At 62.8% G+C, this 13,428-nt stretch carries 16 protein-coding genes and 1 pseudogene; 12 read left to right on the top strand and 5 right to left on the bottom strand.

Annotated elements, in window-relative coordinates:
- The 5 genes and pseudogenes from EGD98_RS19305 to EGD98_RS19325 all read left to right on the top strand — a co-directional run.
- Window positions 1–356, top strand: a pseudogene (locus EGD98_RS19305) (FAD binding domain-containing protein); the annotation flags it as partial.
- Between the two features lie 435 nt (window positions 357–791).
- Window positions 792–1,685: an alpha/beta fold hydrolase gene (locus EGD98_RS19310; RefSeq protein WP_220589993.1), complete on the top strand. Its 894-nt coding sequence runs from the start codon at window positions 792–794 to the stop codon at window positions 1,683–1,685.
- Window positions 1,686–2,017: 332 nt separating this feature from the next.
- Window positions 2,018–2,386, top strand: coding sequence for a MarR family winged helix-turn-helix transcriptional regulator (locus EGD98_RS19315; RefSeq protein WP_220589994.1), 369 nt, complete (start codon window positions 2,018–2,020; stop codon window positions 2,384–2,386).
- Between the two features lie 1,146 nt (window positions 2,387–3,532).
- Window positions 3,533–3,784: a hypothetical protein gene (locus EGD98_RS19320; RefSeq protein WP_220589995.1), complete on the top strand. Its 252-nt coding sequence runs from the start codon at window positions 3,533–3,535 to the stop codon at window positions 3,782–3,784.
- A complete protein-coding gene (locus EGD98_RS19325) occupies window positions 3,784–3,954 on the top strand; it encodes a hypothetical protein (protein ID WP_220589996.1) in 171 nt (56 codons plus the stop codon). Before EGD98_RS19320 ends, EGD98_RS19325 begins: the two co-directional genes overlap by 1 nt.
- 179 nt (window positions 3,955–4,133) lie before the next feature.
- Here EGD98_RS19325 and EGD98_RS19330 read toward each other — a convergent pair whose 3' ends face one another.
- On the bottom strand, window positions 4,134–5,399 hold the full coding sequence (locus tag EGD98_RS19330; protein WP_220589997.1) for a tyrosine-type recombinase/integrase: 1,266 nt from the start codon (window positions 5,397–5,399) through the stop codon (window positions 4,134–4,136).
- A 326-nt stretch (window positions 5,400–5,725) separates the two neighbouring features.
- The gene (locus EGD98_RS19335; RefSeq protein WP_220589998.1) at window positions 5,726–6,412 is read right to left on the bottom strand and encodes an NAD(P)-dependent oxidoreductase; all 687 of its coding nucleotides are present in this window, start codon (window positions 6,410–6,412) and stop codon (window positions 5,726–5,728) included.
- 375 nt (window positions 6,413–6,787) lie between these two features.
- Between EGD98_RS19335 and EGD98_RS21115 the strand changes: the two genes are divergently transcribed.
- From EGD98_RS21115 to EGD98_RS19345, 3 genes are read left to right on the top strand one after another with little or no spacing between them, the layout of a single operon-like run.
- Complete coding sequence (locus EGD98_RS21115; RefSeq protein WP_268899210.1) at window positions 6,788–6,910, top strand: hypothetical protein; 123 nt, start codon at window positions 6,788–6,790, stop codon at window positions 6,908–6,910.
- Between the two features lie 46 nt (window positions 6,911–6,956).
- A complete protein-coding gene (locus tag EGD98_RS19340; RefSeq protein WP_220589999.1) occupies window positions 6,957–7,397 on the top strand; it encodes a DUF302 domain-containing protein in 441 nt (146 codons plus the stop codon).
- 2 nt (window positions 7,398–7,399) lie between these two features.
- Window positions 7,400–7,957, top strand: a complete 558-nt coding sequence (locus EGD98_RS19345; protein WP_220590000.1) for a class I SAM-dependent methyltransferase — start codon at window positions 7,400–7,402, stop codon at window positions 7,955–7,957.
- 109 nt (window positions 7,958–8,066) lie between these two features.
- Here EGD98_RS19345 and EGD98_RS19350 read toward each other — a convergent pair whose 3' ends face one another.
- Window positions 8,067–8,639, bottom strand: a complete 573-nt coding sequence (locus EGD98_RS19350; protein WP_220590001.1) for a DsrE/DsrF/DrsH-like family protein — start codon at window positions 8,637–8,639, stop codon at window positions 8,067–8,069.
- 1 nt (window position 8,640) lies between these two features.
- Window positions 8,641–8,886, bottom strand: coding sequence for a sulfurtransferase TusA family protein (locus EGD98_RS19355; protein ID WP_220590002.1), 246 nt, complete (start codon window positions 8,884–8,886; stop codon window positions 8,641–8,643).
- A 258-nt stretch (window positions 8,887–9,144) separates the two neighbouring features.
- Between EGD98_RS19355 and EGD98_RS19360 the strand changes: the two genes are divergently transcribed.
- From EGD98_RS19360 to EGD98_RS19375, 4 genes are read left to right on the top strand one after another with little or no spacing between them, the layout of a single operon-like run.
- Window positions 9,145–10,338 (top strand): MBL fold metallo-hydrolase, encoded by a 1,194-nt coding sequence (locus tag EGD98_RS19360; protein ID WP_220590003.1) that lies wholly within the window; start codon window positions 9,145–9,147, stop codon window positions 10,336–10,338.
- Between the two features lie 6 nt (window positions 10,339–10,344).
- Entirely contained in the window at window positions 10,345–10,836 is a 492-nt protein-coding gene (locus tag EGD98_RS19365) for a YeeE/YedE family protein (RefSeq protein ID WP_220590004.1), read from the top strand.
- A complete protein-coding gene (locus tag EGD98_RS19370) occupies window positions 10,836–11,306 on the top strand; it encodes a DUF6691 family protein (RefSeq protein WP_220590005.1) in 471 nt (156 codons plus the stop codon). Before EGD98_RS19365 ends, EGD98_RS19370 begins: the two co-directional genes overlap by 1 nt.
- Before the next feature lie 27 nt (window positions 11,307–11,333).
- Window positions 11,334–12,515: an inorganic phosphate transporter gene (locus tag EGD98_RS19375; protein ID WP_220590006.1), complete on the top strand. Its 1,182-nt coding sequence runs from the start codon at window positions 11,334–11,336 to the stop codon at window positions 12,513–12,515.
- Between the two features lie 9 nt (window positions 12,516–12,524).
- Here the strand turns inward: EGD98_RS19375 and EGD98_RS19380 are convergent, their stop codons facing one another.
- Window positions 12,525–13,367: a universal stress protein gene (locus EGD98_RS19380; RefSeq protein WP_220590007.1), complete on the bottom strand. Its 843-nt coding sequence runs from the start codon at window positions 13,365–13,367 to the stop codon at window positions 12,525–12,527.
- Window positions 13,368–13,428: the final 61 nt, after the last annotated feature.

Consider the following 13,428-nt stretch of genomic DNA (forward strand, 5'->3'; position numbering starts at 1 on the left):
CCATACGCACCAGCCAGCGCGAACGGGCGGTGACGACGCTCCCACCGGTCTTCGAGTCAGTGGTGACCGAGACACCTGACTTGTTCGTCCAGGCAATCTATGACCTCAGCGTCCCCGAGATGGTCGTTGATCGGATCTGTTTGCTTGGGGATAGTGCGTTCGTTGCGCGCCCCCATACGGCAGCGGGAACCGCAAAGGCCGTCGGGGACGCAGTCACCTTCGTCGAGACGGTCTCCCAACACGAGTCACTTGAGAGGGCACTCTCAGCGTGGAATCAAGCCCGGACAGCGTATGGCGCCCAGCTCGTTTCCAGAGGCAAACGGATGGGTGAGGACCGACTGACTCTCGGTTCGTAGATGGAGACACCACGTCCTCGGGTGTATCGGATTAGGACCGGCAATTCGGGTTCGGAGGCTGACGGCAAGCACGTGAGGACCGATCACGCCGGCAGGCCCGAGCGCAGCATCTGCTGACGACAGCGCACCTATTGTGCGCAAAGACGACGTGTTGGCCAGGGTGGTTGGTCGGTCCCTTGTCTACAGTGCAACACCAGTCTCATTGCCCAGTGTACGGGTCGATCTGGTAGTCGGGCGCCCGGTCACTGCGCCAGCAGTGCAGTTCCCCATCTATGAGTTTACGGAACATGGCGCATGGCTGATATCGCATCGTTGGAACTCCCGGGCCGTGGTGGTCCAGTGAAGATCGACTTGCAGGATGGAATGACAGGTCGGTATCGGGCAAGGAATCAATAGCGGACACACTGTCATATTGAATCCCAGAGGGTGTAACTGATGTCTGAAACGGATGCAAACGCTCCACTCCCAGATATTCCGTCCGCGGAACGGACCTTCCGGGAGGTGAACGATGTGACGCTCCATGTTGTGTCAGCAGGCGACCCTGCTGATTCGGTCGTCGTGCTGCTTCACGGCTTCCCTGAATTCTGGTATGGGTGGGCGGGGTATATCGAGCGGTTCGTCCAGGCTGGATATCGCGTGCTCGTCCCCGACCAACGCGGCTACAATCGGAGTGAGAAACCGAATGGGATCGCTCCCTACCGTGTGTCGACCCTTGCCGAGGATATCGTCGCCCTGCTCACTACCGAAGCGTGTGACAGCGCCCATCTCATCGGCCATGATTGGGGTGGCACCGTTGCATGGCATGTCGCACTGCGTTCGCCGGACACTGTCGATCGACTCGGTATCATCAACATGCCCCATCCGACCGTGTTCACCGAGGCGCTCCAGTCCAATCCCAGGCAACGGGAGAAAAGCCAGTATATATGTTCATTCCAACAGCCGAATACGCCAGAGAAGCGGGCCAAACAGAACGAGTTCGACACGTGGGTGTCCGTTATGAATGGTCCGTCCAGGCCCGGAACGTTCAGCGAGACGGATTTCGAGCGGTATCGACAGGCGTGGGTAGAGCCTGGGGCGCCAGCTGCGATGCTCAACTGGTACCGAGCACTCGTCCAATACGACAATGAGCCACCACGGACACAGGTGGCGCCACCGACGTTGCTTCTCTGGGGTGAAAACGACCAGGCGCTCATCCCTGAACTGGCGCCAGAGAGCATAGAACACTGTACCCACGGCGACCTTGCACAGTTTTCGGATGCGACCCACTGGATTCACCACGAGTATCCCGACCGTGTCAGCGAATTACTGCTGGAGCATATCGAGGGATAGCATACTGGAACCAACTGCAGGAGTTCGTGGCGTTGACGGCCCGCTTGGCTCGCCGCTTGCCGTCCTCCATTTGCTCGCTACTATGAGTCCTCAGACCGGTCCAAGCACAGACTGCAGAAGCTCCTCGATGACTGGCTCGTTGAGCGAAAGGAAGCAGGAAGTAGAGCAGTGGGCTGGTGGCGTGTACAGAACTATCCGTCTGCGAGCCTATTTTTCCCTTCCTGAGTAAGCAAGTACACCATGGCAGGGGCACCTACTTCGCGTTCTGCGACCCACAGGCGAGCTTTTATCAAGCACAAGGAGGCGAAACGAACGCGTCGCCCCGACCAACGATGACCGAGACCAACCCCACCCACGAAGAGATGCATCACCCCTCAGGCCACTGGTACGACTGCACGGGCTTCCAGCGCGATCTCCTGTTGGGCATCGCGACCCACGACCGACTGGACCAGGCCCCCTGCGGCGCCAACCTCCACCGGTGGCTCGAAGGCCGCTATCCCCACGACGTCAACCGGTCCCGCGTGTACACCAACCTCGGTGACCTCTACGACGCCGGTATGGTCAAACGCCGCCCGATCAACGACCGCAAGACAGCCTACGAGCTCACTGAAGCCGGCCAGGAGTGTCTGGCCGCCCACGGCCGCCTCGTCGAGGAACTGGACCTCCCGGATATGATGCCCGCCACAGCTCGAGATCAATGAGCCACTATCGAGTATCACCAACTCGGCTGACCCGAGTGACGGTAGCCAAAAATGGGGACGGCAGATCACATGACAGTGCTGGCCACCAGTGACCACCCGTGACCCGTGGGTGGCCACTGTTCACTCGTATCGTCCGGCGGACGATAGCGGATCGGTGTCGTGCCCCTGAGCCCCACCCAATCCGCATTATATACAATGTGTGCATTGAATATAAAGTTAATCAATTACGAATCAGCCTGAATAAAAACATCCCACTCCCCGACACCACACCGTGAGCCCGCGCCGTGGTCGGTGACGCCCGGTTCGATTCCGGGCGCAGGCCCTCCGCATGTCCAGCAATAGTGCCAACAGCAGCGAGCGTACGAATCGGGGCCGGCGGGACCCAGCCGGCCCACGAGGTGCCTCTGACAGTAACTCGAGTGACAGCACTGGAGGTAGCCGGCACACTGAGATAGTCCTTCTGGCCGACAGGAACCCAGGACGCCGACAATCCGACCCACGAGTTACCACTGAGCGTGCTGTCACCAGGACTCGGCCACCGTCGTCGCCAGGCCCGGTGGCGCTGAAACAGGGCTCGGTCCCACCAGGGCGGTACCCCGTCGCAACGGCGCCCGGGGACCGGCGCCCCTTCCATACCACTCGACAGCGATGGAATACGTCTTGTGGTGGTTCCGACCTCGTGGTCCGCCAGCCACGTGGCTCGCGGCGTCGACGACTGGCCGGCCGTGACCACCGACCGGCCGCAGACACACGGGACCTGGACCCGGACACTACAGGCAAGCATGACCCACGGCGGCGTCGGGTCCGTGTCCCAGATGGGCCCACCGACCCGCGGGAGATGACTGTTCTGGCAGCCGCCGGCGGTGGGGTGTCCCTGACTGGCCCATCGCCACGAGATTCCCGGGGGCTGGCGGGGTGGTCCCAGACAGGCCAGCCCGGCCGCTCGACTGACGGATAGGCTGTCACGAGCGAGAACGGCAGGTGGCCGGCCCTGACCAGAGGCCGGCCGCAGCGGCAGGCCCATAGGCGTGGGATTGTAGTAGGGTGGGGAGTGCTCTCCGGTCGGTCGCGAGCAGCGACTGGGCCTCGTTCGTTCGGCTGTAACCGGAGCGTAATAAACTCTCGTCAGACGAACGGAGGTCGGACATGACCTGTCCGGGTACCGTGGTCCGCTGTGAGGCCCTTGATTGTCGGCCCGCCATGCTCGTCCTCGTGTGCGAGGGCGATCAGCTTCGGGCGGTGTTGGTGGCCGACCTCGCGAGTGAGACCATCCAGCGGCTGCGCTACGGCCACACCGACACCGTCGTCCAGGCCGTCGACGAGGCCGACGGTATCGACAGCCACCGGGTGCCCAGCGACGACGTCGCCCCGGCACCAGCCTTCGGAGGTGAGCGGTGATGGACGTCGAGGAGTGGCGTCTGTGCTACAGCGTCGGTGGGCTCACCCACTACACCGCCTGGTGTTCGGACTACGACCGCATCGCGGCGCTGTACGAACAGTACCAGCGGGGCGCCTACGCGAGTGAGGTCCGCACCGAGTCCCGGGCGGTCTGCCATCAGTCGTCCTGACCCGAGAGTCAGGACCGAAGCCACAGCCCTAATTACAATATCTTTGTGGTGACAGAGCGCTGGTAGCCTTCTGTGCCAGAGTGGTGGCCTCAGTCCTCTGACCATTAGCTGTGGTATCTACGGGGGTTACTGACTGTTGGTTGCATCTCTCTGGAACCGAGGACAGGACCTTCTATGGATTACCGCTGGACAGCGAACGCGTCAGCGAGTTTCTCCTGCATGAATTCGCGGCGGAGCTCCCGGCGCCGGTCTTCGGAGAGATAGTCGTCCCAGACCACAGTCGCCGAAGCGCTCCCCTGTTCTTCGGCAATCTCCTGAATCTGGTGTTCGACCAGCTCTTCGACCGTCGAGGAGTACCGGTCGTACCAGAACCGCCGGGCCATCTGGGGAACCGGTCGATGGCCATCGATAGTTTCGGGAAGGGCTGCCCGTTCGGCAAGGTCGTCGAACCAGTTACGGATGGTTCCACCGGTGCGGTGACCGCTCGACGAGCGCGGCGAGGGAAATAGGTACCCGCTCCAGTCTGGGTCGTGGTCGAACTGGGCTATCCGTTCCACGACAGCGGCCTGGCCATAGATGAGCGCCACCGAGCCCGGGCCGTTCTTGCGACTCTCGAATTCGATGCGTGGTGCATCGTCGTCCAGAACAATCTGGTCGGCATGGAGGGCCGCGACCTCGCCGGAGCGGAGTCCCCACCCACACAGCGCGACGACGAGTAGCTTCTCACGGGTGTCTCGGGCAGCTTCGAACAGAGATTCGACGTGTTCTGGACCCAGTGGCGGATTCGACGTCGTCCCGGCGTCGTCGCCGCTCCAGTTGTAGTCGAGCCCGTCAGTGGGATTCAGTGCAGCTTCACGCCGGCTCACCAGCGTCGTGTACCAATCAGAGACGGTAATGTAGATGCGCCTGAGCGTCTCGCGGGCAACCTCCTGGTCCAGCTCGTCGAAAGTAGCCCAGCAGGCGTCGACGGCTTCGTGAGCGGCTACCGTTGATTCTCTGGCGACCGGCGAAAGGAGGTCATCTGTATCGTTTACCGTCGCGTAGGTACGCACGTATCGACCCAGCCGGCTCCGGTGTGCGTCGATGGTCGACTCACTCCAGGATTTGCGCTGTTGCTGTCGGTCAAGATAGCGTTCCAGTGCGTCGATGGTGTCGGCATGGTCGATCCCCCAGTCGTAGCCCTGGACTTCGAGACCGAGATCCTGCTTGCAGAATTCCGTGACTGTGGTATCGTGGTGTTCTTGCAGTGTGTAGATAAAGCGGCGGAAGCCATTGTCGTTGAGCCATTCGTAGGTCGGCTGCTCTGTCTCGGGGTCGAGGTCATCGGCCCGCATAGCGGGGGCGACGACATCCCGGTAAGCGTCGACGAGCCCATCGCGGTCCAGCAGGGTCCAGGCGGGTGAGTCCTGGCCGGCAACTGGATCTGAATCGGGCGATTTTGGCATATACAGCGATACAGTAGAATATCATATATTTCTGTTGGAGTTCTTGACCGCAGTAGTCACCGCAACCAACAACAGAATATGCCCACTGTGCATTATTGTAAATAAACTGTATGGCGCTATACAGATTTGGACTATCTGCTTCCATAACCTTGGCGACTACGCCGGATCTGGATTGTTCACGACGTGAGTGGGGACGTTGGTCAGGAGCGAGAACTTCGGTTTGTCCACGTCGAGGACAATCAGGTCCGCACACTCCCGGTTCGTGGCTCCCGATGTCCTCACCCACGAACCAACACTCAGAGACCCTAAATTTACCCGGCAGAGGGTCATCTGCCGGCTAATCGTTGGACTACGCCGGTGGCCTGGTCCCAGAGGAATGGGATGTCGATATCTCGCTCCGTGGTGAGCGACGGGGCCTCGTGTACGTACTGCTCGTTTTCGAGCACCCACAGGAGGAACTCGGCAACGTCGGCACGGGGGATGGGACCAGCGTTGACGTCGACGTCTACACCGTGGACATACTCGCCGGTCCTCGGCTCATCTGTCAGACCACCCGGACGAACGATAGTCCAATCGAGCTCACTCTGCATGACCTGTTCCTCTTGCCGGGCCTTGTCTGCCATGAGGTCGGCGAGGACCGTTGCGTTCGCCAATCGGACGTACCACGGAACAGTGCACATACTCCCCCCGAGACCCATCGACGTCAATACCACCAGACGCTCGACACAGTGGCGCTCCATGGCAGTCACGATATGTGCCGTCCCACGTGAGACGATATCGTCGGGATTGTTCTGGGTCCGACCGAGGAGACAGCAGACAGCATCCACCCCCTCGACTGTCGCCGATACAGCTTCCGGATCGAGGACGTTGCCTTGGATGATAGTGATAGCACTCCCGGTCGAAAACGAGGCTGGTGACCGTGTGAGGGCGCGGATATCATGCCCTCGGTTGCCCGCCTGTGCAGTCAGTTCACGACCGGTGTCACCTGTTGCACCGAACACTGCCAGTTCCATGGCGCTATATCACTTGTTTGGAGACCACCGTTCACGTCGATTATCGTTACAATCGAAAGACCGGGCGACTGGCACCAGCGGGACGCATACGGGGAGGTGACCTGAAACGAGCGTGATCAGGGTTAGGAAATAAAAGTTGCTGCTGGTCTAGAGTATAGTTTCCCAAATCCCGTGGCGAGTGGGGTCAGACAGATGCAGGCAATTGCACGGTAATGTGGCAATGAAAACTACTCGAATGAACCGAGACACGGTCTGCTTTCGAGCCGATACCAATGGCCCACCTCGTAGAGGGTCAGTCAGGTACATCACGCAACGTCGAACTGGATGGCACAAGAGAAGCGAATATTCAGGGTGCTATGGAACGGACTCGCTGGTATGAGCGACTCGGCCGCCGGTGGATCTCTACCCTGGTTTGTGAAAGTCATCATCGCTGTTGCACTCCTCGTCGTCGTTTTCATCGTCGGCATCGACCTGCTGACGTTCGCGGCGGCGTGGTAACCGAACCCCGAAGTGTTTTGCACGTGAGGCACAATTTAATACACGAATGTCGTTACCTATCGACCCACAGCAGTTCGACCCTGCGGATATCGGGGAAGTCCAGGCGACCCTGGAGATGGACCACGAGGCGGCTATCGAGCACGTCCGAGAGGTGTTCACAGACGCCGGTTTCGGCGTCGCCACGGAGTTCTCGCCCTCGGAGATGCTCAACGAGAAGGTCGACGCCGGCCGGGACCCCTACTACGTACTGGGAGCGTGCAACCCGGCGATGGCGGACCGAGCGCTCGAGGCCTCGGACAAACGGATGGGCGGTCTGTTCCCGTGTAACGTCGTCATCTGGGAGGAGGAACCGGGTGTCCAGCGAGTCTACCACGTCAGCATCATGCGCATCGCCCGGCTCGTCGGGATGGCACCGGACGACGAGGCGATGGCCGACATCATCGCCGACACCGGCGAGCTGGTAGAGGCGGCCTTCGAGAACCTCTGACGATGGGCCACCACACCTTCGACGCCGACCGAGCGGCGTCACTGGAAGCCCCCGAACGGCGCTACAGCGTTCTCTCCGCCGAGGAGCTGCGCTGGGCACTCGACTGTGCAGCTGACGACACCGTCGTCGACCTCGGAAGCGGGACGGGGTTCTACACCGACGATGTCGCCCCGGACGCCGGCGAGGTGTACGCCGTCGACATCCAGACGGAGATGCACGAGTTCTACCGCGAGAAGGGCCTGCCGACGAACGTCGAACTCGTGACCGCGCCGGTTGACGATATGCCACTCGACACCAACAGCGCCGATAGGGCGTTCTCGACGATGACCTACCACGAGTTCGCGACGGCGGCGGCCATCGAGGAGATACGCCGCGTTCTCCGACCGGAAGGGCAGCTCGTCATCGCCGACTGGGCAGCCGACGGGGAAGGCGACCGAGGGCCGCCCCTCACGGAGCGATACGCGCTCGAGGACGCGGTCGCGACGCTCGGCGAACACGGCTTCGACGTCGAGTTCGAGGCCGCTCGACCGGAGACGTTCCTGCTGATTGCCACGGCCTGAGCTTCGGGTCGGGCAGCAGTGTATACACACTGACAATCGGTGGACCAGACGAGCGCGTTCACAATGCGCAGGATTTCAGACCGGTGTGTGGAGGTTCGGAATCGGCCCCTCAGACCAGGAGCTGGATGTCGGATTCGGCCATGTGCTGGAGCGCCGTGGCCGCGCCGACGCCGACGGTGACGTCGTCGTAGAAATCGTCCTCGTCGTAGTCCATCAGGTCGATGGTCATCTGACAGGCCTGTAACTCCACGCCCTGGTCCAGCGACAGGTCGATGAGCTCCTCGATACTAGCGGTCCCGTTCTCTTCGATGCGCTTTTCCATCATCCACGTCGCCATCCGGTCCATGCCGGGCAGTGCAGCTAGCGCGTTGGGCATCGGCATATTCGGGTTGCCGACGGCCGAGAGCTGGAGCGTTTCCGATTTCTCCTCGTGGAGGATGTCCAGCCCCCAGAAGGTGTGGAAGACGACCACGTCCCAGCCGAATGCCGCGGCCGTGCTGGCGAGGATGAGCGGGGGATAGGCCATATCGAACGTCCCCTGGGTGGCGACGATGGTCATCTTCTTCTGGTCGTCGTCGGCTTCCAGCTCGGCGACGCTCTTTTCGAGCTCTTCGATTCGAGCCTGGAGCTGAGCTTCGGTCATGGACTCGTCGTCGCCGGTCGAGGGTGTATCCGTGCTCATTTCAGGCGGTCTTCTCGACGTAGTGTTTGTACACGTCACCGTCTTCGACCTGTTCGAGCAGTTCGACGCCGCTGGTCCCCTCGGCCCAGCCGTCGATGTCGCTCATACTGCCGCTGTCGGTCGCGAGGACTTCGAGTACCGACCCCTCGGCGAGGTCGTCGATCGCGTTCTTCGTCTTGACCACTGGCATGGGGCACGATTCGCCTTTCACGTCGAGCGTCTCCGCGATGTCGAATGTATCACTCATTGTTGGAAGGACTCCATGGGTTGTATTGGAGCTACTGCACAATATTCAATGCCCGGTTAAAATATTGTCGATTATTGTACTGGCTGCGAATTACTACCTGGAACGGAAGCACCCAATACATCCGTATACCGGCCTATACTACGTTTTTAGATATATAGCGTCGATGGTCGGGGTCATTTGGGTGTACAGTATTGTGTAAAATAGGATATTCTATACAAAACCTTTTATGCATCAGCCCTGTAGGGGTGACTGTATCAGATGAACGCTGAAGACTTCCCGACGCCCGACGCAGACGTCGAATCGGTCACGCCCGAACGGCTGAAAGAGCGCATCGACGGTGGCGAGTCCGTCACAATCCTCGACGCACGAATGGGCTCGGACTACGAAGAGTGGCACATCGACGGCGAGAACGTCGAGTCCATCAACGTTCCGTACTTCCACTTCCTGGAGGAGGAACTGGACGAGGACGTTCTCGACGACGTCCCAGCGGACCGAGAAATCACGGTCGTCTGTGCGAAAGGCGGCGCCAGCGAGTTCGTCGCGGGCACACTCACGGAGCAGGGGTACGACGTCCACCACGTCGAAGACGGCATGAACGGCTGGGCCCGTATCTACGAAACCGTCGAGGTCACCGAGTACGAGGGCTCGGGGACGCTCATGCAGTACCAGCGCCCCTCCTCGGGCTGTCTGGGCTATCTCGTCTACGACGACGAAGAGGCCGCCGTCATCGACCCGCTGCGTGCCTTCGCCGACCGCTATCTCGACGACGCCGAGGAGCTCGGTGTCGACATCGAGTACGCGCTCGACACGCACATCCACGCCGACCACATCTCTGGGGTCCGCGAACTCGCCGAGGCGGGCGTCGAGGGCGTCATCCCCGCAGCCGCCGTCGACCGCGGGGTCACCTACGCCGAGGAACTCACCAACGCCGAGGACGGCGACGAGTTCCACGTCGGCGACGTGACCATAGAGACCGTCGCGACGCCAGGTCATACGACTGGGATGACCTCGTATCTCGTCGACGAGAGTCTGCTCGCCACCGGTGACGGGCTGTTCGTCGAGAGCGTCGCCCGACCCGACCTCGAAGAGGGCGACGAGGGCGCACCTGACGCCGCCCGGCTGCTGTACGAGTCGCTGCAAGACCGCGTGCTCGCGCTGCCCGACGAGACGCTCGTCGGCGGCGCACACTTCAGCGACGCGGCCGAGCCGGCCCCGGACGGAACCTACACCGCGCCCATCGGCCAGCTCGTCGCGGAGATGGACGCGCTCACGATGGACGAAGACGATTTCGTCGAGACGATTCTGGCCGATATGCCGCCGCGGCCGGCCAACTACGAGGAGATAATCGCGACGAACCTCGGGCAGAACGCCGTCGACGACGAGGCGGCGTTCACGCTCGAGCTGGGCCCGAACAACTGCGCCGCGAGCCAGGAATCGCTCGCGGGTGACTGAGCGGCGATGGTAACGGACCCAGTCGTGCTGCAGGTGGCCGCCGAGCTGTTCCCGAACGGAATCTCCCGGTACGCAGTTGGCGGGCTGCTCGTGGGCCTCGGAGCGGCCGTCATCTACGTCGGCACCGGCATCAGCGCCGGGGCGAGCACGTTCCTCGAGTCGACGCTGTCGTACGTCTCCGGCCAGTCGCGCTTCCAGCAGTACGTCGCTTCGCGGGACTGGCGGATCGTGTTCACGCTCGGCATCGTCCTCGGCGCGGCGGTGTACGCCGTCGTCTATCAGGGCGGCGCGTGGACGACCGACGTCGCCTGGTGGCGGCTGCTCGTAGGCGGCGTCCTGGTGGGTATCGGGACCCGCGTCGGGAAGGGCTGTACGTCGGGCCACGGCGTCTGTGGCGTCGGCTCGGCGTCGAAGACGTCCATCGCGGGCGTGCTAGCGTTTCTCGTTACCGCCATCGTGACGGCACAGATAGTCGCCGCGCTGGGGGTGACGCCGTGATGGCGGACCAATCGACAGACCGCCACCCGCTTTTCATCCCGCTCGTGCTGCTGGGCGGACTGATATTCGGGTTCGGACTCGCCTACAGCCACATGGCCCGTCCGGAGGTCGTGCTGAACTTCCTCCAGTTCGAGGACTTCGGCCTGCTGTTCGTGATGTTCGGCGGCGCGGCGGTAACGGGAGTCAGCTTCTTGCTCGCGCCGCGCGTGCTCGACCGAGCGCCCCTGACCGGCGACCGCTTCGAGCGCCGCCTGAAGTCCTTCGACCGGAACGTACTGGTCGGCGGCGGGATATTCGGCGTCGGCTGGGGGCTCTCCGGCATCTGTCCCGGAGCCGCTTACGCCAGCCTCGGTATCGGCAACGTGGCCATCCTCTGGGCGCTCGGGGGGATGTTCCTCGGCGCGTACCTGCAAGGCTGGTGGCGGAGCCAAACGAGCAGGGCCGACCCTGCCCCCGCGGGGGCGGACTGACACCCGGTTTTCACTTCCTTACAACCAATGGAACTCGCACTCGTCGCACTGTTCCTGATCGCCGGGCTCGCGAGTCTGTTCATGTCGTGGGTCATCGGTGCCGGCTCCAGCGGCGCGACCCCCTTCGCGCCCGCCGTCGGCGCCAACGCCATCTCGACGATGCGTGCGGCCTTCGTCGTCGGTATCTTCGGACTCGCTGGTGCGGTGACCCAGGGCGCGAACGTCTCGGAGGCCGTCGGACGCGGGCTCGTCGGCGGTGTCAGTCTCCCCGCGGCGGGTGTCATCGTCGCCCTGTTCGTCGGTGCCGGGCTCATGGCCGTCGGTATCTACACCGGCTACCCCATCGCGACTGCCTTTACCGTCACCGGCGCGGTCATCGGCGTCGGGATGGCCACTGGGGGGACCCCGTTGTGGGCCAAGTACCAGCAGATAGGTACCGTGTGGCTCCTGACCCCCGTCGTGGGCGGTGGCATCGCCTACGGCATCGCGAGCGTGTTGCCGCGAGCGGACGTCCCCGAACGGGCGACCATCCCGGCGCTTGCAGCACTCGTCGGCGTCGTGCTCGCAAACGTCGACTTTGCCTTCCTCGGCCCGGGTGGCAAGCCAGGGTCGGTTACGGCCCTCGGAGAGCGGCTGCTCGGCGTCGACGGGGTCGCGGCGACAGCGGCCCTCTCGGGCGGTGTCGCACTGGCCGTCGCCGCCGCGGTCTACTGGGACGTCCGTCGCGACGAGGCGGGCGGCCTCAGACGCGTCCTGCTGGCGCTTGGCTCGCTCGTGGCGTTTTCGGCCGGCGGGAGCCAGGTCGGACTGGCCGTCGGGCCGCTGCTCCCGCTGCTCGAGGACGTGGGGATGCGCTCACCGGCTGTCGTCCTCCTGGGCGGCGGTGTCGGTATCCTCGTTGGCTCCTGGACCGGCGCACCCCGGATGATAAAATCGCTCTCCCAGGACTACTCGTCGCTGGGGCCGAGACGGTCCATCGCCGCCCTGGTTCCGAGTTTCCTCATCGCCCAGCTCGCCGTCTTGCTGGGCGTGCCGGTCTCGTTCAACGAGATCGTGGTCAGCGCCATCATCGGGAGCGGTGCCGCGGTCGGCGGCAGCGAGGCCGTCGACCCGCGGAAGATAACTGTCACCGTCGGTGCCTGGGTCGGCTCTTTCGCTCTCTCATTTGCCCTCGGATTCGGGTCGATGACCGCTATCGGTTCGTTCTAAGCTTCGATTTCAGGCGGTTCGGGACGGCGGGACGAGGTAGACGTTCCCGCTCGCGCGGGCCACGATATCCTCGGAGACGCTGCCGAGCAACAGCCGCCGCATCCGACTTCGGCCCCGGGAGCCGACGAGGATCATCGTCGGCGTCACCCTCTCCTCGACGGCCAGAATCTCCTCGCCGGGGTCACCCTGTCGGACCTCGACGGTCGTGTCGATGTCCCACGTGGCGAGCGTCGAGGCGAGCGCATCCAGCCGGTCGCTCGGGTCCCCGTCGGTCGCGCCCGAGTCTTTGGGCGATTCGACGTGGACGAGCGTCGCTTCTTGCGTGGCGTGGCGCAGATACGAGAACGCGTCGAAGGCGCGCTCGGCGTTCGCGGAGAAGTCGGTCGCGTAGAGTATCTGCTGGAAGAGGTGTTCTCTGAGCACGTCAGGGTCCGCAGTCTCGCGTTCGACACGGTTGACCAGGAGCGGGACGACTGTCGTCCGCGCGAGGTTCCGGGCCGTCGACCCGATGACGCGGTTCTCCAGCGGGCTCTGGCCGCGGGAGCCGATAATCGTCATATCTGCCTTCTCGGCCTCGGCGATACCGTTGATACGCCGGTGGGGCATCCCCCGAACGACGTTCGTGTCGGTCTCGAACCCCGCGTCCGCCATCACGTTCTGATAGCGACCCAGCGCCTGCTCGCGCCGCTTGCTGAAGTTCATCCCCGGCATCCCGGCGTGGACGTTCGACGGGATGACCGTGACCAGGTGAATGGTCTCGACGCCGATTCGCCCGAGACACTCCAGACACGTCTCCGACGCTATCGCCGCTTCACTGGCCGCCGAGAGGTCTGTCGCATAGATGGCCCTCATAGGCGTGGGTACGTGGTCCACAGTTAATATTGTTTGTAATAGACAATACTACCTGGCCCAA

Source organism: Haloarcula salinisoli (assembly GCF_019599405.1).
GTDB classification, from domain to species: Archaea; Halobacteriota; Halobacteria; order Halobacteriales; family Haloarculaceae; genus Haloarcula; species Haloarcula salinisoli.